At 50.0% G+C, this 24,023-nt stretch carries 22 protein-coding genes; 16 read left to right on the forward strand and 6 right to left on the reverse strand.

Going from position 1 to position 24,023, the window contains the following annotated elements:
• Window positions 1–371 precede the first annotated feature (371 nt).
• Both panD and panC read right to left on the reverse strand, forming a co-directional pair.
• The gene (gene panD, locus BUE76_RS12035; RefSeq protein WP_073040093.1) at window positions 372–716 is read right to left on the reverse strand and encodes an aspartate 1-decarboxylase; all 345 of its coding nucleotides are present in this window, start codon (window positions 714–716) and stop codon (window positions 372–374) included.
• A gap of 37 nt (window positions 717–753) precedes the next feature.
• Window positions 754–1,593, reverse strand: a complete 840-nt coding sequence (gene panC, locus BUE76_RS12040) for a pantoate--beta-alanine ligase (protein WP_073040091.1) — start codon at window positions 1,591–1,593, stop codon at window positions 754–756.
• 92 nt (window positions 1,594–1,685) lie between these two features.
• On the opposite strand from panC, the gene BUE76_RS12045 reads away from it, so the two are divergent.
• The 8 genes from BUE76_RS12045 to BUE76_RS12080 all read left to right on the forward strand — a co-directional run bounded on the left by BUE76_RS12045 (window position 1,686) and on the right by BUE76_RS12080 (window position 10,034).
• Window positions 1,686–2,501 (forward strand): glycogen/starch synthase, encoded by an 816-nt coding sequence (locus BUE76_RS12045; RefSeq protein WP_073040089.1) that lies wholly within the window; start codon window positions 1,686–1,688, stop codon window positions 2,499–2,501.
• A gap of 126 nt (window positions 2,502–2,627) precedes the next feature.
• Window positions 2,628–4,061: a DUF4270 family protein gene (locus BUE76_RS12050; RefSeq protein WP_158069966.1), complete on the forward strand. Its 1,434-nt coding sequence runs from the start codon at window positions 2,628–2,630 to the stop codon at window positions 4,059–4,061.
• Window positions 4,062–4,161: 100 nt separating this feature from the next.
• Complete coding sequence (gene metK, locus BUE76_RS12055) at window positions 4,162–5,415, forward strand: methionine adenosyltransferase (protein ID WP_073040082.1); 1,254 nt, start codon at window positions 4,162–4,164, stop codon at window positions 5,413–5,415.
• Window positions 5,416–5,474: 59 nt separating this feature from the next.
• Window positions 5,475–6,032 (forward strand): NUDIX domain-containing protein, encoded by a 558-nt coding sequence (locus BUE76_RS12060; protein ID WP_073040348.1) that lies wholly within the window; start codon window positions 5,475–5,477, stop codon window positions 6,030–6,032.
• A 50-nt stretch (window positions 6,033–6,082) separates the two neighbouring features.
• A complete protein-coding gene (gene rlmB / locus BUE76_RS12065; protein WP_073040080.1) occupies window positions 6,083–6,823 on the forward strand; it encodes a 23S rRNA (guanosine(2251)-2'-O)-methyltransferase RlmB in 741 nt (246 codons plus the stop codon).
• Between the two features lie 112 nt (window positions 6,824–6,935).
• Window positions 6,936–7,817 carry a hydroxymethylglutaryl-CoA lyase gene (locus BUE76_RS12070; protein WP_073040078.1) on the forward strand — a complete coding sequence of 294 codons (882 nt, stop codon included), beginning with the start codon at window positions 6,936–6,938 and terminating at the stop codon, window positions 7,815–7,817.
• Window positions 7,818–7,850: 33 nt separating this feature from the next.
• A complete protein-coding gene (locus BUE76_RS12075; RefSeq protein ID WP_073040076.1) occupies window positions 7,851–8,885 on the forward strand; it encodes a GSCFA domain-containing protein in 1,035 nt (344 codons plus the stop codon).
• Window positions 8,886–8,927: 42 nt separating this feature from the next.
• The gene (locus tag BUE76_RS12080) at window positions 8,928–10,034 is read left to right on the forward strand and encodes a Gfo/Idh/MocA family protein (protein WP_073040074.1); all 1,107 of its coding nucleotides are present in this window, start codon (window positions 8,928–8,930) and stop codon (window positions 10,032–10,034) included.
• 53 nt (window positions 10,035–10,087) lie between these two features.
• On the opposite strand, the gene miaE is transcribed toward BUE76_RS12080, so the two are convergent.
• Complete coding sequence (miaE, locus tag BUE76_RS12085; RefSeq protein WP_073040346.1) at window positions 10,088–10,708, reverse strand: tRNA-(ms[2]io[6]A)-hydroxylase; 621 nt, start codon at window positions 10,706–10,708, stop codon at window positions 10,088–10,090.
• 363 nt (window positions 10,709–11,071) lie between these two features.
• On the opposite strand from miaE, the gene rpsO reads away from it, so the two are divergent.
• The 8 genes from rpsO (at window position 11,072) to BUE76_RS12125 (ending at window position 20,864) form a co-directional block, all read left to right on the forward strand.
• Complete coding sequence (rpsO, locus tag BUE76_RS12090) at window positions 11,072–11,341, forward strand: 30S ribosomal protein S15 (RefSeq protein WP_073040072.1); 270 nt, start codon at window positions 11,072–11,074, stop codon at window positions 11,339–11,341.
• 150 nt (window positions 11,342–11,491) lie between these two features.
• Window positions 11,492–13,795, forward strand: a complete 2,304-nt coding sequence (pnp, locus tag BUE76_RS12095; RefSeq protein WP_073040070.1) for a polyribonucleotide nucleotidyltransferase — start codon at window positions 11,492–11,494, stop codon at window positions 13,793–13,795.
• Window positions 13,796–14,061: 266 nt separating this feature from the next.
• On the forward strand, window positions 14,062–14,865 hold the full coding sequence (gene prmA / locus BUE76_RS12100; protein ID WP_073040068.1) for a 50S ribosomal protein L11 methyltransferase: 804 nt from the start codon (window positions 14,062–14,064) through the stop codon (window positions 14,863–14,865).
• A gap of 73 nt (window positions 14,866–14,938) precedes the next feature.
• Window positions 14,939–15,592, forward strand: coding sequence for a glycerol-3-phosphate 1-O-acyltransferase PlsY (gene plsY / locus BUE76_RS12105; RefSeq protein WP_073040067.1), 654 nt, complete (start codon window positions 14,939–14,941; stop codon window positions 15,590–15,592).
• A 91-nt stretch (window positions 15,593–15,683) separates the two neighbouring features.
• Window positions 15,684–16,496 (forward strand): M48 family metallopeptidase, encoded by an 813-nt coding sequence (locus tag BUE76_RS12110; RefSeq protein WP_073040344.1) that lies wholly within the window; start codon window positions 15,684–15,686, stop codon window positions 16,494–16,496.
• A gap of 159 nt (window positions 16,497–16,655) precedes the next feature.
• A complete protein-coding gene (locus BUE76_RS12115; RefSeq protein ID WP_073040065.1) occupies window positions 16,656–17,102 on the forward strand; it encodes a hypothetical protein in 447 nt (148 codons plus the stop codon).
• Between the two features lie 169 nt (window positions 17,103–17,271).
• Window positions 17,272–18,459 carry a glycosyltransferase family 1 protein gene (locus BUE76_RS12120; protein WP_073040063.1) on the forward strand — a complete coding sequence of 396 codons (1,188 nt, stop codon included), beginning with the start codon at window positions 17,272–17,274 and terminating at the stop codon, window positions 18,457–18,459.
• Window positions 18,460–18,764: 305 nt separating this feature from the next.
• Entirely contained in the window at window positions 18,765–20,864 is a 2,100-nt protein-coding gene (locus BUE76_RS12125) for a family 1 glycosylhydrolase (RefSeq protein ID WP_245798297.1), read from the forward strand.
• On the opposite strand, the gene BUE76_RS12130 is transcribed toward BUE76_RS12125, so the two are convergent.
• The 3 genes from BUE76_RS12130 to BUE76_RS12140 form a co-directional block, all read right to left on the reverse strand.
• On the reverse strand, window positions 20,853–21,104 hold the full coding sequence (locus BUE76_RS12130) for a hypothetical protein (protein ID WP_073040060.1): 252 nt from the start codon (window positions 21,102–21,104) through the stop codon (window positions 20,853–20,855). The two genes, BUE76_RS12125 and BUE76_RS12130, sit on opposite strands and share 12 nt — an antisense overlap.
• A 300-nt stretch (window positions 21,105–21,404) precedes the next feature.
• On the reverse strand, window positions 21,405–23,540 hold the full coding sequence (locus BUE76_RS12135; RefSeq protein ID WP_073040058.1) for an elongation factor G: 2,136 nt from the start codon (window positions 23,538–23,540) through the stop codon (window positions 21,405–21,407).
• A gap of 93 nt (window positions 23,541–23,633) precedes the next feature.
• A complete protein-coding gene (locus BUE76_RS12140; protein ID WP_143157195.1) occupies window positions 23,634–24,005 on the reverse strand; it encodes a hypothetical protein in 372 nt (123 codons plus the stop codon).
• Between the last annotated feature and the right edge of the window lie 18 nt (window positions 24,006–24,023).

A 24,023-nucleotide genomic window follows, 5' to 3' on the forward strand; every position in this document is an offset into this window, starting at 1 on the left:
GTTTTGGATGCGCAAGGTAAGCAAGCCTATGCAATCGTCAACCGCTTGTCATGCCGACGAATGTCGGCACCCTCAAGGGAAAAAAGGTTGCCCGAAAGCAGGAGGAGATCCCGGCATACGCCGGGATGACAGAACTCCTTGGCTACTGTCATGCTGAAGTATGGCGGCAGCCTTACCACCTTCGGCTTGTAAAACAAAAGGAGGGGATCCCGGCCTGCGCCGGGATGACAGTACCCGGCGGTACGGTGGCCAGATTTACCAAAGGGATAAGAAACGGTTATAAAAAGAAAACCCGTTCAGTTGCCTCCATGCAAGCAGCTGAACGGGTAATACATAATATAATCGTGTACGATAATGGGAAGCGCCTACAGTTACAGCTTATTTCCATCCTTGGGAAATACAACCCAAGGTTTGAAGCTTTTGGCATCTTCAAAAGGCATCGAGGCATAGGAAATGATGACCACCACATCACCCGTCATGCCTTTGCGGGCAGCAGGACCGTTGAGGCAACAAACACCGGAACCCCGCTTACCCTTGATCAGGTAGGTTTCGATGCGCTCACCGTTATTCACGTTTACAATCTGCACTTTTTCGTGCTCAATCATATTGGCGGCATCCATCAGGTCCTCGTCAAGGGTCAACGAACCTACGTAGTTGAGGTTGGCTTCCGTGATCACGGCGCGGTGCACTTTCGATTTCAGTACTTGAATGGTCATAGCGCCGCAAAGTTAGGGTCTTCCTGCAAAGACCCTGTTAATTCAAAGGAAGGTTGTCAATCAGCCGCACGCCATGGAGCGTAGCGGCAACCAATACTACCAGGGGTGTGCCTGTATTGACGGGTGGCTGCAGGTCGTGCTGCTGGCGGATGGCTACATAGTCCACCACAAAATCCTGGGCTTCCAGTTCCTGTTGTGCCCTTTGCTCCAGGGCTGCCCGTGGCACCGTTTGCAGTGCTTCTTTTACCTTTTGCAGGCAGCGGTACAGGGCTGTTGCGGAGTCGCGGTCGGCAGGAGAGAGGCGCATATTGCGGCTGCTCATGGCCAGGCCACTGGCTTCGCGCAGCGTGTCGCCAATCCGCAGTTCGGGCGTGGCCTTGCCCCTGATCTCCAGCAGGCGGCGCACCACCATACATTGCTGAAAGTCTTTTTGTCCCATATACAAGACATGCGGATCAACAATTTCCAGCAGGCGGTCCACCACCTCGCACACCCCTTGGAAATGGCCGGGCCTGTAGGCCCCTTCCAAAACCGTTTCCAACGGGCCCAGGTTGTATTGCTTTTTAATATGGCCTTCGGGGTACACTTCCGCCACCGAGGGCAGGAACAACACATCGCAGCCTTCGGTAAGCAATAATTGCAGGTCCTGTTCAATGGTAATAGGGTAGTGCTGGAAATCGGTGGGGTTATTGAACTGGGTGGGGTTGACAAAGATGCTGCAAACCGTTAGAGTGTTTTCGGTTAGGGAACGCCGTAAAAGCGACAGGTGGCCCTGGTGCAGGGCGCCCATGGTGGGTACAAAACCAATACGGACCCCTGAGGCTTTTTGTTGTTGCAGATATTGTTGCAACTGGCCGGCTTGTTTAAAGATTAGCATGCAAACGATGGGGCTGCTTTCAGCAGCAATGCTGTAATAATAATTTAGTTACCTTTGCAACCTTTAACGAAAAGCGTTTTAAATCGGTTACAATGTCGGCAAAGAAACGAATATTATTTATCGCAAATGAAATGTCACCCTATCTGGAGCTGACAGAGTTTTCGGAGATTGTGAACAGACTGGCGATCAAATCGAACGACAGCGGCTTTGAAGTACGCTGCATCATGCCGCGCTTTGGCACCATCAACGAACGCCGCCACCGGCTGCACGAGGTGGTACGCCTATCGGGTATCAATGTATCTGTAGACAATGAAGATTTTCCCCTGCAAATCAAAGTAGCCTCGCTGCCCAATGCCCGCCTGCAGGTTTACTTCCTGGATAACGAAGATCTCTTTAAACGCAAGTTTGTTTTTGCCGACGAGAACGAACAGTTTTATGACGACAACGACCTCCGCACTGTTTTCTTCTGTAAGGGTGCCTTGGAAACTGTGAAGAAATTTGGCTGGCCTCCCGACATCATCCATTGCAGCGGCTGGATGACCGGCCTGATTCCATTTTACCTGAAATCGGTTTATAAGAAAGAACCTGTTTTTGCCCATAGCAAAGTGATCTTTACCGTAGGCCAAAACACATTTGAAGAAAGCCTGGGCAATGACTTTGTAAGCAAGGCAATGATCCATGCAAGTCTGAAGGAAAAAGAACTCGACATTTATAAAGACGCTACCAATACCGCACTGCTGCGTGGCGGTGCCCATTTTGCCGACGCCATCACCTTTGGTGATGAAAGCGTTGACCCTGCAATGGTAGAGGAGTTCTCCAAGGTAAAGGGCAAAAAAACCCTGCCTTATAATCCTGAATCTGATTTAACAGACTATTTACAGCTCTATACCGACCTTGCCGGCAAGTAAGGTGAACAGAGATGAGTGATGAATAATGAGTGTAAGGCCAACAGCTTGCTGTCTGTTCTTGCTCATTAATCATCACTCATTCCTTATTAATCAGCACGCATTTTCTCAACTTATCAATACGTTTCCGTGAAGTATCCCAGTCCGGTTGTTCGCTTATTGTCGGTATTCGCTTTGGTGGCCGCCCTGGCATCCTGCCAAAAAGTGAACCTGGCCACCGAACTTGGTGGCGACCTGATTCCCGCTGTTGACAATATCAACACTTTTGATACCTTCCTCACGGTTCAGACCTACAACTATCCATTTGCTGCCACGCAGGATTCATCGCGGAGCGTTTCCACCGACATTCATTATGTGGGCTCGGTAAGCAATGACCCCTTGTTTGGGCAAACAAAGGCAACCCTGTTCCTGCAGCTGTTGCCCACAACGCTTAAGAAGCCTTTTGGCTTTTCAAGTCCCAACGACATCATTGCGCTGGACTCGGTTGTACTGGTGCTGAGCCACCGCAACTATTGGGGCGACACTACCCAGCAACAGCAGGTGCAGGTATTTGAACTAGGCCGCAATACCGATTTCCGTTCCGATTCGGCATACCAGATCAATAGCAACAACTTTACCTATTCCAATGCTTTGTCGGGTGTAAAAACCTTCCTGCCGCTGAACCTGAACGACTCGCTAACCCTGTTCCGCGAAAAGGCTGCCAACCAACTGCGCATCCGACTGGACAACAGTTTTGGTGACCGCTTGTTGCGCTTTGATTCAACCACGGTTTATGGTACCGATTCTGCTTTCAATGCCAACTTCAAAGGCTTTGCGGTAGTGCCTGGAACTACAGGTAGTGGTTTGGCCGGCTTTAGCCTTTCCGACACCAATACCAAACTGGCCGTTTACTACCGATATACCAAGAGTGGTGCTGCCGATACCGCGGTAACTTATTTCCGCTTTGGCACCAACGCGGCCAATGCCAATTATATCCAGCGCAACTATGGCGGCTCCGAACTGGCGCAGGTTTCCGGCGACCAGGTAGCCGATCCTTTGGTATACATTCAAAATGCACCCGGTACCTATACAAGGGTGGTTGTTCCCGGTTTGGCCGGACTGGCTAATTCGGTGGTGCACCGCGCCGAACTGCAGGTGGAACAAGTGCCCGATCCGCTTTCCGGGAAGTATACCTCACCTACCTACTTGTACCTCGATGCTTTTGATGCCGCCGCCAATGTGTATCGCACCATTCCTTTCGATGTGACCATTGGTAGCAGCAACGTGCTCAATTTTGCCAATTTCGGTAGCATCGGTTTTGCCGGTACCGATCCTGCTGGCAGCACCATCCGGAAATGGGGCTTTGACCTTAGCCGCTATGTACAGCATGTGGTAAACAAAACCCTGCCTGCTTACGAGTTCCGTTTGTACAGCCCTTTTATTACCCGTACCAATTACAGCAACACCACAACGGTAAGTTCTTTCCAGGTGAATCCTACCTATGCCGCTGGCAGGGTTAGGGTAGGTGGGGGCAATCACCCCACACAGCCCATGAGGTTGCGGGTTATTTATTCACGCCTGTAAACGGGTAGGCTAAATGATTTGGCCCGCTGTTATCTTTGTGCCGCATTTTTAGGTTATAGCCTGTAAATGCACATTCTTTTCCCGTTAAATTCAAAACCGAATGCCTTATCTCTTTACTTCGGAAAGCGTATCTGAAGGCCATCCCGATAAAGTAGCCGATCAGATTTCCGACGCCCTGATTGATCATTTTCTTGCCCTCGACCCCGAAAGCAAGGTAGCCTGCGAAACACTTGTAACTACCGGACAGGTAGTGCTGGCAGGTGAGGTGAAATCCAAAGCTTACCTCGACGTGCAGGAAATTGCCCGTGCGGTGATCCGCCGCATAGGTTATACCAAGAGCGAATATATGTTTGAAGCCAATTCCTGTGGTATCCTTTCGGCTATCCACGAGCAGTCTTCCGACATTAACCAGGGTGTGGACAAAAAGAAGAAAGAAGAACAAGGAGCCGGCGACCAGGGTATGATGTTCGGTTATGCCACCAACGAAACCGAAGACTATATGCCTTTGGCCCTCGACCTGGCGCACAAGCTGCTCCAGGAACTGGCAGCCCTCCGCCGCGAGAACAAACAAATCAAGTACCTGCGTCCTGATGCCAAAAGCCAGGTGACGCTGGAATACGACGATAACAACCGGCCCATCCGCATCGATACCATTGTGGTTTCTACCCAGCACGATGATTTTGATACCGAAGCCAAGATGGCCGAGAAGATCAATAAAGACATTGTAAGCATCCTGATTCCCCGCGTAAAAGCTAAGTATAAGAAATACGCCAAGCTGTTTAACGGTGATATCAAATACCACATCAATCCCACGGGTAAGTTTGTAATTGGTGGCCCGCATGGCGATACTGGTCTCACCGGCCGCAAGATTATCGTAGATACCTACGGTGGTAAGGGTGCCCACGGTGGTGGTGCATTCAGCGGTAAAGACCCCAGCAAGGTAGACCGCTCCGCTGCCTATGCTACCCGCCACATTGCCAAGAACCTGGTAGCTGCCGGTTTGTGCGATGAGGTGCTGGTACAGGTTTCCTACGCTATTGGTGTAGCTGAGCCTACTTCCATCAACGTAAACACTTATGGTACTGCCAAAGTGGACCTGAGCGATGGGGAGATTGCTGAAATTGTACAGGGCATCTTCGACATGCGTCCTTACTTCATTGAGCAGCGCCTGAAACTCCGCAATCCCATTTACAGCGAAACCGCTGCTTATGGTCACATGGGCCGTACGCCTGAGGTGGTGACCAAGGAGTTTATGCAGCCCGGTGGTAAAGTGGTAAAGAAAAAAGTTGAACTCTTTACCTGGGAAAAACTGGACTATGTAACCAAGGTGAAAAAAGCTTTTGGTATCAGATAAAAGCAATAGCAACTAAATAAAACCTCCCTTTGCGTGGGGAGGTTTTTTATTTTTCAGCCATGAACGAACAGCACAATCCCTGGACCCTGCTGGATGCCAAAGAAGTATATGCCAATCCCTGGATCAGCGTAGAGCACCATGAGGTGCTGAATCCTTCGGGAAAGCCGGGTATTTATGGAAAGGTGCATTTCCGGAATGTGGCGATCGGCATCATCCCGATAGACACTGATGGCAATACCTGGCTGGTAGGGCAGTGGCGATACCCGCTGGACCGGTACAGTTGGGAAATACCTGAAGGTGGTGGCCCGCTGAAAGTAGACATTCTTGACTCGGCAAAAAGGGAGCTTGAAGAAGAGTGTGGTTTACACGCAGAAAAATGGACCGAGTTGCAGCGGCTTCATTTATCCAACTCCGTGGGCGATGAATTGGGCATATTGTTTCTTGCGCAGGATTTAAAAGAAGGTATTGCCGCTCCGGAAGAGACCGAACAATTGTTGGTGCGTAAAGTACCTTTGACCGTAGCTTTCCAAATGGTGGAAGATGGTGTTATCACCGATTCCTTATCAGTTGCAGGTTTACAGAAAGTGCAGCTGTTACAGCTGCAGGGAAAATTATAAAGGGTAAGGGCTTGCATTTTTAAAAGCCAATTACCGCAAACAAATCAGAAGTGAAAAAATCATCATTGATCATAGGTCGGCAGCCACTGGTGGAAGCCTTACAAAACGGAAGGGGTGTAGATAAGATTTTGCTGCAAAAGAATGTGGTGGGTGAAACCGCAGCCGCCATCCGCAAGTTGGCCAAGGACCATAATGTGCCGGTACAGGTAGTGCCCATTGAAAAGCTCAATAGCATCAGCCGGGCCAACCACCAGGGTGTGATTGCCTTTGCTGCCCTCGTGCAGTACATGGAGCTGCAACAGGTGATTGATCACGTGGTAGGCGAAGGGCAAACGCCCCTGTTTGTACTGCTGGATGGTGTTACCGACGTGCGCAATATTGGCGCTATTGCCCGCACAGCACTTTGCTGCGGCGCACAGGCACTCATCATCCCCGATAAAGGTGTAGGCGCCCTCAACGAAGAGGCCCTGAAATCATCCGCCGGTGCCCTGCAACAAATTCATGTGGTGCGTGTAAACAGCCTGATGAAGGCTGTGGACGAACTCCATATGAACGGCATTAAGGTGTTTGCTTCTGAAATGACTGCCAAGTCGCAGCTGGACAAACTGGAGTGGAAAGAGCCTGCTGCCGTTGTGATGGGTTCGGAAGACAAGGGCGTGTATCCTGCGCTGATGAAAATCTGTGATGAAACATTTCGCATACCCATGGCCGGTAGCTTTGAGTCGCTGAACGTGTCGGTAGCGGCCGGGATGATTCTTTATGAAGCGATGAAAACTAGAATGCAGTCCTAAGCCTTTTTGATATAAATATTTTCTTTCCTGTCTTTTGTGCCTTAACGCCTGCAAACATTTTGGGTAAAGGATAACACTAAAAGACTGGAAGGATTTTTAATTTTTGCTCCTCATGCTCCAAACTCCTAACCCCAAACTCCAAACCTCTAACCTCGTCGAATGTCCCCGCGATGCCATGCAGGGCTGGAAGACCTTTATTCCAACGGAACAAAAAATCACCTACCTCAATGCCTTATTGCAGGTAGGCTTTCATACCCTCGATTTCGGGTCTTTTGTTTCGCCCAAAGCCATTCCCCAGATGGCTGATACCCGGGAGGTGCTTGCCGGCCTGGACCTTTCGAGCACGGGAACAAAGCTGCTGGCAATCGTCGCCAACCAGCGTGGCGCGGAAGAGGCGGTTGCGTTTGAACAAATTCACTATTTGGGTTTCCCATTTTCTCTTTCTCCAACCTTTCAGCAGCGCAATACAAACAGCACCATTGGGGAAGCGGTGCAAAGAGTAGATGCCATCCAGGAGCTTTGTTTGCAACACAACAAGGAACTGGTGTTGTACCTGAGCATGGGTTTCGGCAATCCTTATGGGGATGCTTACAACGAAGCGGTGTTACTCCATTGGGCTGACGCTATGGCAAAAAAAGGCATACGGATTATTTCGCTTGCCGATACGGTTGGGGTGGCCAATCCCGAACAAATTTCCTTTGCCCTCAATACCCTCATTCCGCAATACCGGGAAGTGCAGTTTGGTGTGCACCTGCATTCGGCCTCCCACAACTGGCGACCAAAGGTGCAGGCAGCTTTTGATGCGGGCTGTATGCGTTTTGATGGCGCACTGAAAGGCATAGGCGGCTGCCCCATGGCCGGCAACGATCTGGTGGGTAATATGGATACAGAATGGCTGCTGGCATTTTTCAGGGAGCAGGGATTGGATACAAACGTAAACAAAGAAGCCCTGCGGCAAAGCCTCCAAATAGGCAACCAGGTATTCGGTACCTGAGCCCTAATTTTGCCCTCCACATAACCGATGTCCATGGACCTGATGCTGAACCTGAACCTGCCGCCTGCTTCCCATACCATTGATCATGGACAAAAGGTGCTGTCCATCGGCTCCTGTTTTACGGAGCATATCGGCAATGCTTTAAAGGACCTCAAGTTCCAGGTACTCCAAAACCCCAATGGCATCCTGTTCGACCCGGCTTCTGTTTGCCATAGCCTGGTGAGTTATATGCAGGGCAAGCAATACGGCCCCGACGACCTTTTTTATTACAACGAATTGTGGCAAAGCTGGAACCACCACAGCCGTTTTTCCGGTATGGATCAAACGGCAGTACTGGAAAAGATCAATGCATCCCAAACAGAAGCTTCCGCCTTCCTTGTTGATGCCGACTGGCTGATCATCACTTTAGGTTCCTCTTTCAGCTATCGCCTTACTGCCGATGCGCCTCATCAGCAGGGTGTTGCACCTTTCTCCCCACCAACCGGGGAGGGTCGGGGAGGGGCCGCCGTCGCCAACTGCCACCGCGCACCCGGCCAGTGGTTCCAAAAGCACCTGCTGCAGATTACGGAAACGGTTGAATTGCTAGACAATACCCTGCACCAGTTGTTTTACCGCAACCGCAAGGTGCGCATCATTTTCACCATCAGCCCTGTACGGCATATCAGGGATGGAGTAGTGGAAAACAACAGGAGCAAGGCCCGCCTGGTTGAAGCCGTGCACCACCTGGTCAACAAGTTTGACCGGCTGCATTATTTTCCGTCTTACGAACTGGTGATTGATGTGCTGCGCGACTACCGTTTTTATGCCGAGGATATGGTGCATCCCAATTACCTGGCTACAGATTTTGTGCTCGAAAAATTCCTGCAAACCTTTATGAGCCACGAAACCAATGAACTGGTAGGGGAGTTGCAGAAACTCAATATTGCGCGCAAGCACAAGGCGCAGCATCCCGGCACCGAGGCGCATCAACGTTTCCTGAAAGCTTACCTTGAAAAATGCCGTACCCTCCAGCATCGGTATCCCAATGTCTCATTTGCCGAAGAACTGCGTTATTTTGCCGGTTCCTAGTCCCGGCCTTTGCCGGAAATAGTTTTAGTAAATCAACGATTCATGCGCTTGCCCCTCTTACTTTGCTTTTGCCTCTTTGCAGGCTTTTTCAGTTTGGCTCAAAAAACGGCACCGCTCCGCATCGGGGTTGCCGGACTTACCCATACCCATGTCCATGGCATTTTCAACAGTGCCAAGCGGGGCGAGATAGAAATTGTGGGTATTGCCGAAAGCAATAAGGTTCTCATAAAGCGGTACAGCGAGCAGTACCATATACCTGCCGACAAGTTTTTTCCCAGCCTCCAGGCATTGCTAGAAGCCCGCAAGCCAGAAGCGGTGGCAGCATTCAACAGTATTTACGAACACCTGGATGTGGTGCAGCAATGTGCACCTAAAGGAATACATATAATGGTGGAAAAGCCATTGGCGGTAAGCCTTGATCATGCCCGGCAGATGGAAGCCCTTGCCCGGAAAAACAAAGTTTTGTTGCTGACCAACTTTGAAACTACCTGGTACGCCAGCATGGAGGAAACCTTTAAAATGGTACACGAGCATGGGGCCATTGGCGACATCAGGCGGATGGTGGTGCACGACGGCCACCAGGGACCCAAAGAAATTGGCGTGGATCCTGAGTTTTTGTCCTGGCTAACGGATCCAAAGTTCAATGGGGCAGGGGCCCTGATGGATTTCGGCTGTTATGGCGCCAACCTGGCTACCTGGCTATTAAAGGGGGAGCGGCCGGTTTCTGTTACTGCTATTGTGCAAACCATCAAACCCGCTATTTACCCCAAAGTGGATGATGATGCTACCATCGTGGTGCAATACCCGCAAAGGCAGGTGGTGATACAGGCTTCCTGGAATTGGCCCTATAGCCGCAAAGACCTGGAAGTGTACGGGCAAACCGGATCGCTGCTGGCCCCGGATAAAAGCACTTTAATTTACCGACTTGATGACGGCGATCCGCCTACGCACCGGATGCTGGGCAACCGCAAAGCGCCTTATGATGATCCTTTTGCCTACTTTGCTGCGCTGGTTCGTGGAAAGATCCAGGCTCCTGAATACGACCTGTCGAGCCTGGAAACCAATATGATTGTGATGGAAATACTGGAAGCGGCAAAACAGTCGGCAAAAGAAAAACGAACCATTTCACTGGAGCCCGGAAAGCTTTAGGGAAATGATGTTCCGTGTTCATTGTCATTATTTATTAACCTGTAATTGCGGCCTCAATGGATCCGGTCGCCACGCAGTTCCAGGTCCTGCATAACCTGGCCTTCATAGGCCAGCCATTCTTTCCAGCGGCTGCGTACTTTTTCTTTATCGATGTAGGTTTCAGCCAGCTCAATAAACAGGGTATAGTGCCCGGCCTCGCTTTCCATAAAACGGCGGTAAAATTTGCGGAGGTACTCGTCCTCTAAACCTTCGGAAAGGCGCTTAAAGCGTTCGCAGCTGCGGGCCTCAATCAGGGCCATGATCAGAAGCTGGTCGAGCAGTCGGCCTTCTTCAGCGCCACCCTGTGTTTGAAAAGCCATTAGTTTGTTGACGTACGCGTCTTTTCTTTGCTGGCCCAACTGCAGGCCGCGTTTTTTCAGCTCAGCCAGCACCAGCCGGAAATGTCCCCACTCTTCCGTAACGATAGGCGCCAGTGCTTCTACCAGCTTTACCTTCCGGCTGTAGCGCTGGATCAGCGAAATACAGGTTGTTGCCGCTTTTTGCTCGCAATAGGCATGGTCGGTAAGTATATCTTCAAGCGAGATGCTGGCGAGGTTCACCCAACGGGGATCGGTAGGGAGTTGCAGACCCAGAATGGCTTTGGTATCGGAGGAAAGTTCGGTCCCGTTTTCCATGGAGCGAAGATAGAAGGTTTGGGGTTTGGGGTTTGGAGTGAGGTGTTTTTGGTTTTTGGTTTCTGGTTTTTTGTTTTGGAGTAACCAAGAGGAGGCAGGTTTAAGGGAAGATGAATATTGGTGTTGCACTTTTGGGTGAATTAGAAATTTCATCATTACTGAAGCTTTTAAGCTAATTAGGATACCTGTTGCTAAAACCGGCCACTGAAATCCGGCAACCTGCAACTGGCAACCTGCAACTTGTATCCTGCTTCCTGCTACAAAACCTTGCTCCACCTGATTTTCTATCAACATTATTCCCTAGCTTTGCCCCCGAAAAATATACACGGGTATCTAATCGGATGTCTTTCAAAAAAAACTACGATGTCAATTACTAAAGAAAAGAAAGCTGGCATTTTTGCCACTTACGGTGGTTCTGAAACCAACACCGGCTCTATTGAGGGCCAAATCGCTGTGCTGACTGAGCGCATCAGCCATATCTCTGGTCACCTGCAGCAAAACAAAAAAGATTTCTCTACCCACCGTGGTCTGATGCAGCTGGTAGGCCGTCGCCGCCGCTTGCTCAACTACCTCCAGAAGCACAACCTGGCAGGTTACCGCGCTCTGATCGAGAAGCTGGGAATCCGCAAATAATTGCAACATATTGCACAATATCCCTCCCGCAAGGGAGGGCTTTTTGTATAGTACAGTAGGCTATGCCCGCTGTACTATACGTGTTTCTGTATCCCATCACTTTCCCGGATTGCTTGCCCTAACCAATGTTCCGGGAACAAATTTGAACCAATGCTCACACAAAAAATCAGTAAAACTTTTGATATAGGCGATGGTCGCGAAGTGACCATCGAAACCGGAAGGCTGGCACGTCAGGCAGATGGATCGGTAACCGTGCGCATGGGCAATAGCATCCTGTTGGCTACCGTGGTAGCTACCGAGGAGCCCAAACCCGGACAAGATTTCTTCCCCCTGAGCGTGGACTACATGGAGAAGTTTGCTTCTGCAGGCCGCATTCCCGGTTCTTTCTTCAAGCGTGAAGGCCGCCTCAACGATTATGAGGTGCTGACCTCCCGCCTGATCGACCGCGCCCTGCGTCCGCTTTTCCCCGAAGATTATTTCTGCGAAGTACAGGTGATCATCACCCTGATTTCTTCCGACGCAGAGATCCTGCCTGATGCCATGGCTTGCCTGGCAGCTTCGGCAGCACTGGCGGTTTCTACTATTCCCATCAAAGAAATTATTTCCGAGGTACGCATCAGCCGCATCAACGGTCAATACAAGATCAACCCCACCCGCAGCGAAATGGCCCAGTCCGATATGGACTTCATGGTTGCTGCTACCATGGACAACATCATGATGGTGGAAGGGGAAGCCAAAGAATGTTCTGAAGAAGAGCTGGTGGAAGCCCTGGGTATTGCACACGAAGCCATCAAAGTTCAGATTCGTGCCCAGGCCGAACTGCGCGACATGGCCGGTGTTGGTCCCAAGCGCGACTATCCCAAGCCTGTTCAGAAAGAAGAACTGCGTGCCCGCGTGGAAGCCATTGCCCGCAAGCAAATGGAAGATGCCAGCCGTGCCCGCCAGTCGAAAGCTGACCGCAAAGACACGTACAAAAAAATCCAGGAGCAGGTGATGGAAGCCCTCCGCCAGGACGCAGGTCTGGGTGAAGGCGAATCGCTGCCCGATGATGTTAAGAAACTGGCCAAAACCTACCTGGCCGACCTCCAGTATTATGTTGTCCGGGAAATGATCCTGAACGATAAAGTACGTTTGGATGGCCGTGGCCTGGAAGATGTTCGCCCCCTGGATATGGAAGTAGACGTGCTGCCTACGCCGCACGGTGCTGCCCTGTTTACCCGTGGCGAAACCCAGTCGCTGACCACCGTAACCCTGGGTACACCCCTGGACGAACTGCTGGTGGAAAGCGCTGCCAATTCTGAATACTCCAAATTCATTCTTCACTACAATTTCCCTCCCTTCTCTACCGGTGAGGTGAAGTTTTTGCGCGGCCCCGGCCGTCGCGAAGTAGGCCATGGTAACCTGGCCCTGCGTTCGCTGAAGCAAATGATGCCTGCTGGTGATTTTGCTTACACCGTGCGTGTGGTGAGCGATATCCTGGAATCAAACGGTTCCTCTTCAATGGCTACCGTGTGCGCCGGTTCGCTGGCCCTTATGGATGCCGGTGTGCCTTTCCGCAAACACGTTGGCGGTGTGGCCATGGGGCTTATCACCGATGGTCAGCGTTACGCTGTTCTGACCGATATCCTTGGTGATGAAGACCACCTGGGTGATATGGACTTCAAGGTTACAGGTACCCGCGATGGTATCTGCGGTATCCAGATGGACATCAAGGTAGACGGCCTTACCCTCGAGATTATGAGCAACGCCTTGCAGCAAGCCAAGCGCGGCCGTATGCATATCCTTGATGCCATGCACAACTGCATTGCCGAAGCGCGTACCGACGTGAAGCCGCATGCTCCCCGCATGGTGAAAATCGTAATTGACCGCGAGTACATCGGTGCGGTGATCGGGCCCCAGGGCAAGATCATCCAGGAGATCCAGCGCGAAACGGGTACAACCATCAATATCGAAGAAAAGAACAACCAGGGCGAAGTGGGCATCTTTGGCGTAAACAAAGAAGGTGTAGACAAAGCACTGGCCTGGATCAAGGGTATCGTATCTGTTCCCGAAGTGGGCACCGAGTACGAAGCTACTGTGAAGACCATCCAGCCTTATGGCGCTTTTGTTGAGTTCCTCCCCGGCAAACAAGGTTTGCTCCACATCTCCGAAGTGAGCTGGAAGCGCCTTGAAACGCTGGAAGGTGTATTGAACGAAGGCGATGTGGTGAAGGTAAAGCTGACCGGTACCGATCCTAAAACCGGCAAGTTCAAGCTGAGCCGCAAAGTGTTGCTGCCCAAACCCGAAGGTTATGTAGAACGTCCTGCCCGTGAAGAGGGTGGTGGCGATCGCCGCGACCGCGGAGATCGTGGAGGCGACCGTGGTGGTTTCCGCCGCGACGACCGTCCCCGCCGTGAAGGTGGTTTCCGTCCCCAGGGCGGTGGCCAGCAAAGCGAAGGTGGTAACGAAGCTTAATCTTTCCGATACATAGTTCAAGGCTGCCGGTGGATGCTGGCAGCCTTTTTTTATTTCACGCAAAGGCGCTAAGGAGCAAAGCCGCAAAGATTTTCACGCAACGGAGTGACGGCGGAACGGAAGGTTTATCATTTGAGTTTATGATAAGTAATCCAAATTGTAGGCACTATTCTCTTTAAAGATTCACTTTGCGTCTTCGCGCCTATGCGAGCAACCTTCCTTTTCGTCTTTGCTCCTTAGCGCCTTAGCGTGAAAAAATCATTACCATGAACCACATTCAAATTTCCATCGAGGCTTCCGAAGAGCAACAGGAACTGCTCATCTCCGAACTGAGCGACCTGGGTGCTACCGGCTTCGAACAAACGAATACCCACCTTTTGGTGTACTTTGATGAGGAAGGCTTTCCCAGTTATGAAGTAAACGAGGTGCTTGAAGGTCATAACACCACTGTACAAACGATAGCGCAACAGAACTGGAATGCCCTGTGGGAATCCAATTTCCAGCCCGTGATCGTAGATGATTTTTGCGCGGTGCGGGCCCATTTCCATGAGCCCGTCCAGGGCATGCAACATGAAATCCTGATCACGCCTAAAATGAGTTTTGGTACCGGTCATCATGCCACCACCTGGATGATGATGCAGCAAATGCGTGGTATTGATTTTAACGGCAAACAGGTGTTTGATTTTGGCACCGGCACCGGCATCCTGGCCATCCTTGCAGAGAAACTAGGGGCAGCCAACATTGATGCAATCGACAATGATGAATGGAGTATTGAGAACGGGATTGAGAATGCGGAACGTAATAATTGTAGTCGTATCAATCTCTACCTGGATTCTTCGGTGCCTGGAAAACAGTATGATATTATCCTGGCCAATATCAACCGCAATGTTATTTTGATGCACCTGGAGCATTTGGTAAAGGCTGTTGTGCCGCAGGGATTGATTTTGTTCAGCGGATTGCTGACTACCGATGAGGAGGTTATTGTGAAAGCCTGCGAAACACATGGACTAAAGTTAATTAAACAACAAAGCCGCAATAACTGGATTTCGCTGCTGATGCAATGTGCCTGATTTACGGCACCTTTTTAGCATTGGTTCTTAGAGCTTTTCGCCTACATTTGTTAACGTCCCAAGTATCTCTTGCATGAATGAACTATTGATCATCTTATTGGCTTACCTCCTTGGCAGTATTCCAACTTCCGTATGGGTGAGCAAATATTTTTTTCAAATAGATATCCGCGATTATGGCAGCGGCAATGCCGGTGCCACCAATACCTACCGCATACTGGGTTCCAAGTGGGGCACTTTTGTGATGGTTGCCGATATGCTTAAAGCAGTCATTGCCGTTAAACTGGCTTTCCTGCTCCCCGAATCCTATGACAATGAATTGTACCTGGTAAACCTCCAGTTAGGGTTGGGGCTTGCTGCTGTCATTGGACATATCTTTCCGGTCTGGGCAAATTTTAAAGGCGGTAAAGGTGTGGCTTCCTTGTTTGGGATGGTGCTGGGTATCCAGCCCAATGTTGCCCTTTGTTGTGTAGGTGTTTTTATCCTCGTGCTTTACCTTACGCGTTGGGTTTCGCTCAGTTCTATACTTGCCAGTATTGCCTTCCCGGTATTTATCCTGGTCATCTTTAATGAGCCCGAACACCTGTACCGCGTATTTGCCATTGTTGTTGCACTGCTGGTTTTATTTACCCACCAGAAGAACATCGGCCGCATCATTAAGGGAAATGAAAGCAAGGTGCCCATTCTCAAACACCGCGACCGACGCAAGGGAACCCGGCACGACAAGTAGATTTTTACAACGCTTTAATAAACAAAGGCCCTGGTTCAGGGTCTTTTTGTTTGGTATAATCATTGAATTTATCAACCTAAACGGAACAAAGATGATACAGAAGATCACCGCTTTTTTCCTGGTAGTATCGGCAGTGGTGGCATGCTCCACCAACCCCGTTACCGGAAGAAGCCAATTTAAGCTCGTGCCCGAACAACAGTTACAATCAATGGCCCAACAGGAGTATCAACAATTTTTATCCCAGAACTCCAGGGTAAGCCCTTCTGCCGACCGCGATGCCGAAATGGTACGCAGGGTAGGGCAGCGGCTTGCCAGCGCTGTTTCCAGTTACTACAAACAGCAAAGCCTGGGCAATACTTTGGAAGGATACCAATGGGAATTCAACCTGGTAAATAATAAAGAAGCCAATGCCTGGGTAATGCCTGGCGGCAAATGCGTGGTGTATACTGGATTGCTGCCCATTACACAAAACGAAGCTGCGCTTGCAGCTGTAGTGGGGCATGAGATTTCGCATGCCATTTTTCAACATGGTAATGAGCGTATGAGCCAGGGACTTGCCCAGCAGTTGGGTGGTGTAGCGCTGCAGGTAGCACTGGCCAACAAACCGGCTGCAACGCAAAACCTTTTTTTGCAAGCTTATGGTGTGGGTTCACAGGTAGGCGTAGTATTACCATTTAGCCGCAAACACGAACTGGAAGCCGACCGTTATGGTATGCGCTGGGCTGCAATGGCGGGATATAATCCACGCGAAGCAATTGCGCTTTGGCAAAGAATGCAGGCCGCCAGCAATGGTCAGAGACCGCCTGAGTTTATGAGTACGCACCCGGCAGAGGAAACACGTATTGCTCAATTGCAACGTTACCTTCCTGAAGCACTTAAATATTACAAGCCTGGTGGCCGTTAATCAATGTTAATAAATTCGGTAAAAGCCCGTAAAACCTTGTTGTTACGGGCTTTTTTGTTGATGAAGGTCGGATATTACGAAATAAAAGATTAATTTTGCATGCCTGTTTGTGTGAAAGCTGAAAGCCAACTACTGCATCGTTTAACTTAAAAACAAAGTATGTCACAAACGATCTTCGAAAAATTACAACTGACCAACGAGAAGAATGTTCTGATCCAAGGTCTTCCCTCTTCCATCGAAAAACAGTTTGCCAAGCTTTCCTTCGCCAAAAATCTGACGCCACTTTTGCGTAGCCGCAAAATTGATTTCGCCCTGATCTTTGCCGTTAACGAAAGTCAGCTCAATGGTATTCTCCTGGACATCATGCCTGCATTGAAGATGGAATCGAAACTGTGGGTGGCTTATCCGAAAACTACTTCCAAAATCGTAACCGATTTGAATCGCGAAAGCAGCTGGAATAAACTTGTAGCTGCAGGTTATGAAAGCATTGAACAAGTATCGCTTGATCATGTTTGGAATGCAGCTCAGTTTCGCAAACCCGAAAGCATAACGGTGCTTGCAGCATCTGTTGAAACTTCGGTTAGTCATACTGTAGCACTGGCCTGATAATACGCATCAATTAATTTAAAGGCTTCCGGTTTCCCGGAAGCCTTTTTGTTTTGCATTCATGCCATTCCGTGAGTAAATAATTCTACACGTGTTGCGCCTGCATCTATATTCCTCAGTGCTTCTTACGTTTAAATTGTAATGGCATTAAAATAGTAAGTAATATGGCATGATAAAGAATATAGAAGATGTAACATGCGCATTCCTGCACGACCTGGATTTGGTGTGCTTTTCCCACCTGCGCTGGGCTTTCGTTTATCAGCGTCCTCAACACCTGTTGAGCCGTTTTGCCAAACATACGCGGGTGATATTTGTAGAAGAACCTATGTGGCATGATGGCCCTGACGTCATGCGCATAACACAGGATACCAAAAATGTTTTTGTAGCAGTTCCGCACCTGCAAAACGGTAACGATGGTTGTCCCATCATGCGACAGCAAAAACTGGTGAACAGTCTTTTCCCGCAGTTGCATGTAAAAAAATATTTTGCCTGGTACTATACACCCATGGCATTGCCTTTTACCGAACATCTCTCTCCCGAATTCATCGTGTACGATTGCATGGACGAACTCTCTGCTTTCAAGTTTGCTCCGCCCGAGCTGACCAAACGCGAGAAGCAATTGCTCGACATGGCAGACGTAGTATTTACCGGCGGCCATTGCATTTACGAGCATAAGAAAAATCAGCACCCCAATATTCATCCTTTCCCCAGCAGCATTGATAAGGTGCATTTTGGTACCGCACGTACCATCACCGAAGATCCTGCCGACCAGGCCAATATTCCGCACCCAAGGTTTGGCTTTATTGGTGTGATCGACGAGCGTATGGATATTGATCTGGTGGGTAAAGTGGCTGCTGCCCGTCCCGACTGGCATTTTGTAATGATTGGACCCGTTGTAAAGATCGACCCCGCAACCCTGCCCAAGTACGATAACGTGCATTACCTCGGCGGTAAGGATTACAAAGAACTGCCTTCTTATATCGCCGGATGGGATATAGCCATGATTCCTTTTGCAATGAATGAGTCTACCAAATTCATCAGCCCTACTAAAACGCCTGAATACCTGGCGGCTGGTAAACCGGTAATTTCAACCCCGATTCGGGATGTGGTACGTCCTTATGGGGACAACAAGCTGGTACATATTGCCAGCACACCCGAAGAGTTCATTGCCTGTGCGGAAAAAGAGCTGAAGAAAAAAGGAAGAAAGACCTGGACTACCAAGGTTGATAATTTCCTTGCCGGCAACTCGTGGGACAGAACCTGGAGCCAGATGGTGCGCCAGATCGAAAACATTGTAACCCGTCAGGCTGCGGGTGAGAAAGATTCAGACATCAAGGAGTCGGCTATTGTAGGCTGATAACCTTGCCCTTTGGAAAGACATTGTTGCTATACAGCTCTTTCTTTATCACAACTTACAAACAACAGGTGCAGAGCGGAGAATCTATTTCCAATCAGGCACCTGTTTTGTTTTAATACCCTATGTCATTCATCCAGTATCTTAAAACAAACAGAGCAAGAAGGATACAAGGGGTGTTTTTTTCATACAACAAATGACAGATGGCAGAAAAACAATTACACAAAATTGCTGGACCGGAAATTTGGGGTGGAATTGAATGTACCATTAACCGGGTTGGCGACCAGTTCTTTGACCAGCTTCATTTCATGAACCATTACAAACGCTTCAGCGACCTGGAGCAGATTGCTGGCTTAGGTATCAAAAAAATCAGGTACCCGGTATTGTGGGAAAAACACCAGCCTGCAACAGATACCCAAATTGACTGGAGCTGGACAGCATCCCGTTTGCAATATTTGAAGGATGCAGGTATTGATGTAATTGCGGGATTGGTGCACCATGGCAGCGGCCCTGCATTTACCAATATGCTCGACCCCCAATTTCCCGGGCTGTTGGCGGATTATGCACGCAAGGTAGCAGAAAGGTTTCCGCACCTCCGGTATTTTACACCGGTCAACGAACCCCTGACAACCGCCCGTTTCAGCGGATTATACGGATTGTGGTACCCGCACAAAACCTCCGACAAGGATTTTATACAAATGCTCCTGAACGAATGCAAGGCTACGGTACTGGCTATGCAGGCCATCCGCACCCTGATTCCGGATGCCAAACTGGTACAAACAGAAGACCTGGGTAAGATTTACAGTACGCCCTTATTGCAGTACCAGGCCGATTTTGAGAACCAACGTCGTTGGCTGAGTTACGACCTGTTGTGCGGTCGGGTGGATGCGGAACATCCTTTATGGGCCTACCTCATGAGCTTGGGCATTGCAGCAACAGAGTTCCAGTTTTTTACTGAAAACCCCTGTGTACCCGACATCTTTGGGTTCAACCATTATGTTACTTCGGAACGCTACCTGGATGAAAACCTGGATATCTATCCGGCACATGCACATGGTGGCAATGGAAAACACCGTTATGCTGATGTGGAGGCCGTGCGTGTGGAATTGGAACAGGAAACTGGCATTAAAGTATTGCTCAAGGAAGCCTGGGAACGTTATGGCCGACCCATAGCCGTTACGGAAGTGCACCTGCACTGTCACCGGGAAGAGCAACTGCGCTGGTTTAAATATATGTGGGAAGCTTGTTGTGAGCTTTCCATTGAGGGCGTTAACCTGCAGGGGGTAACCGCCTGGGCGATGCTGGGATCTGTTGGTTGGAACAAACTGCTGACCAAACCCCGCGGTATGTACGAGCCCGGTGTGTTTGACCTTCGGGGCGGCAGTCCCCGGCCTACGGCTTTGGCCGCCTATATAAAAAGCATTACCTCGCAGCAGGAAGAACATCATCTGGCGCAGGAAAAGGGTTGGTGGCAACGCAGTACCCGCTTTTTCAACCATACACCTGTACTGTCTTTGCAAGGTGAAAACCTGACCCGTAAAGACAGCCGGCCGCTGATGATCATTGGCCGCAATGGCACTTTGGGAAAGTCATTTGCTAATGCGTGCTACCTGCGTTCCATACCTTTTATTTTATTGGGCCGGCAGGACTGCGACATTACCGATATGGCGTCTGTACTTAAAGCTTTTGAAATCCATAAGCCCTGGGCGGTGGTAAATGCTGCCGGTTATGTACGGGTAGATGAGGCAGAAAACGACGCCCTGCGTTGTTACCACGCCAACTGTGCCGGTGCGGTAAACCTGGCTACCATTTGCCGCGAGCAGGGAATTGGGTTTATGACCTTTTCTTCCGACCTAGTATTTGACGGGAACAAAAACAAGCCTTATGTAGAAAGTGATGTGGTGAACCCGTTGAATGTATACGGGCGTACCAAGGCCGCCTGTGAGCAGGCCATTCAGGAAGTATACCCCCAGGCCTTAGTCATTCGTACCTCGGCATTTTTTGGACCAGATGACACGGAGAATTTTGTGCACTATGTAATCGACAGCCTTTCGAGGCAAACCCAGATTACGGTTGCGGAGGATGTAAAAGTGTCGCCAACCTATGTGCCCGACCTTGTGAATGTATCGCTTGACCTGCTGATTGACCAAGAACAGGGCATAAGGCACCTGGCCAATAAGGGGGCGGTTACCTGGGCGGAACTGGCAATGGAAACGGCAAGGATGTTCCGGCTGAACCCGATGTTTATCAATGCACAGCCAGCAGCGGCTATGAATATGGAAGCGGCACGTCCGCGCTATTCGGTGTTGGGATCAGAAAAGGGAATCCTGATGCCTACACTGGATGACGCCTTGCGCCGCTTCAGTCAGGAAAGGAAACAACAGGTGCAGTTGCGATCAATTGTCTAGGTTGGCTGCATAAAAGCCTTCCTTGCGCAGGATGGAACGGTTGGAAATGGGCGTGAGCAGGGAATCTTTAACCAGTTTGGCTACCAGGCGTACCTGTTCATCGTTATTACCCGACTGGGCGATAGATTTCCAGCTTTCAATTTTGAGGAGGGCTCTTTTACTGGTTTTTACAACATGACGATCAAGCCAGTCGCATTTTTCGGCAAGGTAGAGCTGGTGATTACGGAAGTAGGCGTGCATGGATTTGGATTTTTGTTCTTTTCTAAGGTCAATTTAGATATAATTCAAATCCGAAAACTTGCTTTTCGATGATTTTAGTGTTGTATCAACACAATTTGCGACGCTATTTTCATCTGCTAGGGGTAAAGCACTAAAGTTACCTACAAAGCAATCCGGAGCCGAAAACAAGCGCTGCAATATGGTGCAGGAAGAAACCCCTTTTGAGTCTCTGAAAGGCAATTGCATCAAGCAGCAATTAAAAAGGCAGTAGCGCATTTTCTGGTCGGAAATGCACTGCTGCCTTTTTTAGTATTGGAGCAACTAAGCCAAAGCCTCTGTCATGTGGCTGTTGTAAGCATCGGTAAGCTTGCGCTGCAAATCAAAGGATACCGGCGCATATCCACTGACCTGCATGTTGAACTTGGCTCGGCCCTGGGTAATGGAGCGCAATGCCGAAGAAAAGTCGTGGAGTTCGGCTTGGGGTACCTGGGCCACTATTTTCTGGAAAGCACCTTCCGCATCCATGCCTTCCATCACCCCGCGGCGGGTTTGCAGTTCGCCCATTACCGCCCCCGTAAGATCGTCGGGGCAAAGCACCGCAACACGGCAAATGGGCTCCAGCAACTGCGGGTCTGCCAGGGTAAAGGCCTGTTTGAAAGCCATGATGCCGGCGATTTTAAAGGAAATATCGTTGGAATCAACAGGGTGCATTTTGCCGTCAAATACGCATACCCGCACATCCCGGACATAGGAGCCGGTGAGCGGTCCCTCATGCATTTTTTCCATAACCCCCTTTAAAATGGAAGGCATAAAGCGGTTGTCGATGGCACCGCCAACGATACAGTTATAGTAAACCAACTTACCGCCCCAGTCCAGTTCGAAGATTTCGCGACCCCGCACGGTGAGTCCATGCGGCTCGGGCATACCTTCGTACCAGGGTTCTATACGCAGGTGCACTTCGCCAAACTGGCCTGCACCACCCGATTGTTTTTTGTGTCGGTAAGATGCTTCTGCCATTTTACGGATGGTTTCGCGGTAGGGAATTCGAGCCTTGCCAAACTTGACCGCAACCCGTTGATTGTGTTCCATTTTCCACCTTGCAACCGAAAGATGGGCATCTCCCTGGCAGTGAAGCAGGGTTTGCTTCAACTCGGACGATACTTCCACTAACAGGGTGGGATCCTCTTCCCGCAGTTGGTGGAGGGCCTGCGCCAACTTTTCTTCGTCACCCTTATTGGCGGGTTCAATGCTCACGGTCATATTGGGTGCCGGGAAAACAATGGGCGCCAGGTTGATGTTGCGCCCCCTGGCATGCAGGGTATTATTTACATGGGTATTGCGCAACTTGAGGGTGGCGCCAATATCACCTGCTACGAGCTCATTTACCGGTGTGCGCTTGTTGCCTTCCATTAAAAACAGCTGGTTGAACTTTTCCACCACGTTGTTGGATTCATTTACCAATTCCATCCCGGATTTGATGGTGCCCGAGAAAACCTTGAAAAAGGATAGGTCGCCCACATGCTGTTCGGAAATGGTTTTGTAAACAAAAATGCAGGGAGGACCGTCAGCCGTGCAGGGGAGGGGCTCGCCGCTGGTAGTTTGCTGTGGCGGCATTTCGTTGGCCGAAGGGCACACATTATCGATAAAACCCATCAGCCTGCCGCTACCCATGTTGCGTTGTGCCGACAGGCAGAACAGCGGGAAAAGCTCGTGGTTGATCATGGCTTTTTTCATCCCCTCTTTCAGTTCATCTTCCTCCAGCTCGCCTTTGTCAAAATAGTGTTCCATCAGGGTTTCATCATTGGCGGCAACGGCCTCCACCAACTCCTGGTGCAGGCGGGCAGCTTTTTCCTGCTCTTCTTCCGGGATGGGCAGCTTTTCGGGTTTGCCACCTGTGTCTTTGAACTTATAGCGCGTCATCCGCAGCACGTCGATGATCTCGTGAAAACCGGCACCTACCTGCCGGGGGTATTGCACCACGCAGATCTTGCTGCCAAAATGTTCCTTTGCTTCCTGCAGGGTACGGTCATAGTCCGCGCTGTCTTCGTCCAGCTTATTGATGGCAAAAATCATCGGGGTTTTGAACTGCTCGGTATATTCCCAAATTATGTCGGAGCCAACTTCAACACCCTGCGATGCGTTGAGGAGCATCACCCCGGTATCGGCTACCCGGAGGGCTGCCAGCACTTCGCCCACAAAGTCGTTGTAACCGGGCGTGTCCAGGATATTGATCTTATAGCCCCGCCAGCGGGTATGGAGCAGTTTGGAGAAAAGCGAGTTACCACGTTCCTGTTCCAGGGGATGGTAGTCGGCGGTAGTATTTTGTTCTTCAACAGAACCCCGGCGGCTGATGAGGCCGGCTTCATACAACATGCATTCGGAAAGGGTGGTTTTACCGCTGCCGGCATGGCCCAGCAGCACAATGTTTTTAACGTGTGCGGTATCAAATTCAGGCATGGCAAATCGTTTTTGGGTTGAGGTGATAGGAATACACCTAACAGGTTTCGAAAACCTGTTAGGTGTAAAAACAAAAAAAGCCGCTGAAGAGCATCAGCAGGCCGTAGTATTGGTAAATTCCTGGAACTCGCTACGCAAGCCCTGCAGGGTATTTTCCAGTGTTATAAACTGGTCCAGCAGGTGCTCGTGGCGGGCGAAAAGGTCTTCATTGTGTTCGGCCCCTTCGCCGTTCAGGGCTTTTTCGTGGAGTTTGATTTCCTGTTTGAGGTCGTGGATGTTGATGAGCTGGATGTGAAACTGGTTGTCGAAATGTTCTACTTCCTGGAGCTGGTTGCGGGAGAGGGAGTTACGGCACATGCTCTGAAGGGCCTTTTTGCTGTCCTGAAACTCTTCGCGGTAGTTGCGCATAATCTGCCGCCATTCAGAACATTCGGCCAAAAGCTGTGAGAGATCTGTCTGAACCATGGGACGAAAATTTATAGG

The organism is Cnuella takakiae (assembly GCF_001953305.1).
Taxonomy (GTDB): domain Bacteria; phylum Bacteroidota; class Bacteroidia; order Chitinophagales; family Chitinophagaceae; genus Flavisolibacter; species Flavisolibacter takakiae.

What these genes read in the sequence shown, in the direction of transcription:
- BUE76_RS12135 (WP_073040058.1), bottom strand. Translation starts at nt 23,540, where the DNA reads ATGCCTGAATTTGATACCGCACACGTTAAAAACATTGTGCTGCTGGGC.
- BUE76_RS12075 (WP_073040076.1), top strand. Translation starts at nt 7,851, where the DNA reads ATGGACCTGATGCTGAACCTGAACCTGCCGCCTGCTTCCCATACCATT.
- prmA (WP_073040068.1), top strand. Translation starts at nt 14,062, where the DNA reads ATGAACCACATTCAAATTTCCATCGAGGCTTCCGAAGAGCAACAGGAA.
- BUE76_RS12125 (WP_245798297.1), top strand. Translation starts at nt 18,765, where the DNA reads ATGAACCATTACAAACGCTTCAGCGACCTGGAGCAGATTGCTGGCTTA.
- BUE76_RS12120 (WP_073040063.1), top strand. Translation starts at nt 17,272, where the DNA reads ATGATAAAGAATATAGAAGATGTAACATGCGCATTCCTGCACGACCTG.
- BUE76_RS12080 (WP_073040074.1), top strand. Translation starts at nt 8,928, where the DNA reads ATGCGCTTGCCCCTCTTACTTTGCTTTTGCCTCTTTGCAGGCTTTTTC.
- BUE76_RS12110 (WP_073040344.1), top strand. Translation starts at nt 15,684, where the DNA reads ATGATACAGAAGATCACCGCTTTTTTCCTGGTAGTATCGGCAGTGGTG.
- miaE (WP_073040346.1), bottom strand. Translation starts at nt 10,708, where the DNA reads ATGGAAAACGGGACCGAACTTTCCTCCGATACCAAAGCCATTCTGGGT.
- BUE76_RS12045 (WP_073040089.1), top strand. Translation starts at nt 1,686, where the DNA reads ATGTCGGCAAAGAAACGAATATTATTTATCGCAAATGAAATGTCACCC.
- rpsO (WP_073040072.1), top strand. Translation starts at nt 11,072, where the DNA reads ATGTCAATTACTAAAGAAAAGAAAGCTGGCATTTTTGCCACTTACGGT.
- pnp (WP_073040070.1), top strand. Translation starts at nt 11,492, where the DNA reads ATGCTCACACAAAAAATCAGTAAAACTTTTGATATAGGCGATGGTCGC.
- BUE76_RS12115 (WP_073040065.1), top strand. Translation starts at nt 16,656, where the DNA reads ATGTCACAAACGATCTTCGAAAAATTACAACTGACCAACGAGAAGAAT.
- panC (WP_073040091.1), bottom strand. Translation starts at nt 1,593, where the DNA reads ATGCTAATCTTTAAACAAGCCGGCCAGTTGCAACAATATCTGCAACAA.
- BUE76_RS12130 (WP_073040060.1), bottom strand. Translation starts at nt 21,104, where the DNA reads ATGCACGCCTACTTCCGTAATCACCAGCTCTACCTTGCCGAAAAATGC.
- panD (WP_073040093.1), bottom strand. Translation starts at nt 716, where the DNA reads ATGACCATTCAAGTACTGAAATCGAAAGTGCACCGCGCCGTGATCACG.
- metK (WP_073040082.1), top strand. Translation starts at nt 4,162, where the DNA reads ATGCCTTATCTCTTTACTTCGGAAAGCGTATCTGAAGGCCATCCCGAT.
- BUE76_RS12140 (WP_143157195.1), bottom strand. Translation starts at nt 24,005, where the DNA reads ATGGTTCAGACAGATCTCTCACAGCTTTTGGCCGAATGTTCTGAATGG.
- plsY (WP_073040067.1), top strand. Translation starts at nt 14,939, where the DNA reads ATGAATGAACTATTGATCATCTTATTGGCTTACCTCCTTGGCAGTATT.
- BUE76_RS12070 (WP_073040078.1), top strand. Translation starts at nt 6,936, where the DNA reads ATGCTCCAAACTCCTAACCCCAAACTCCAAACCTCTAACCTCGTCGAA.
- BUE76_RS12060 (WP_073040348.1), top strand. Translation starts at nt 5,475, where the DNA reads ATGAACGAACAGCACAATCCCTGGACCCTGCTGGATGCCAAAGAAGTA.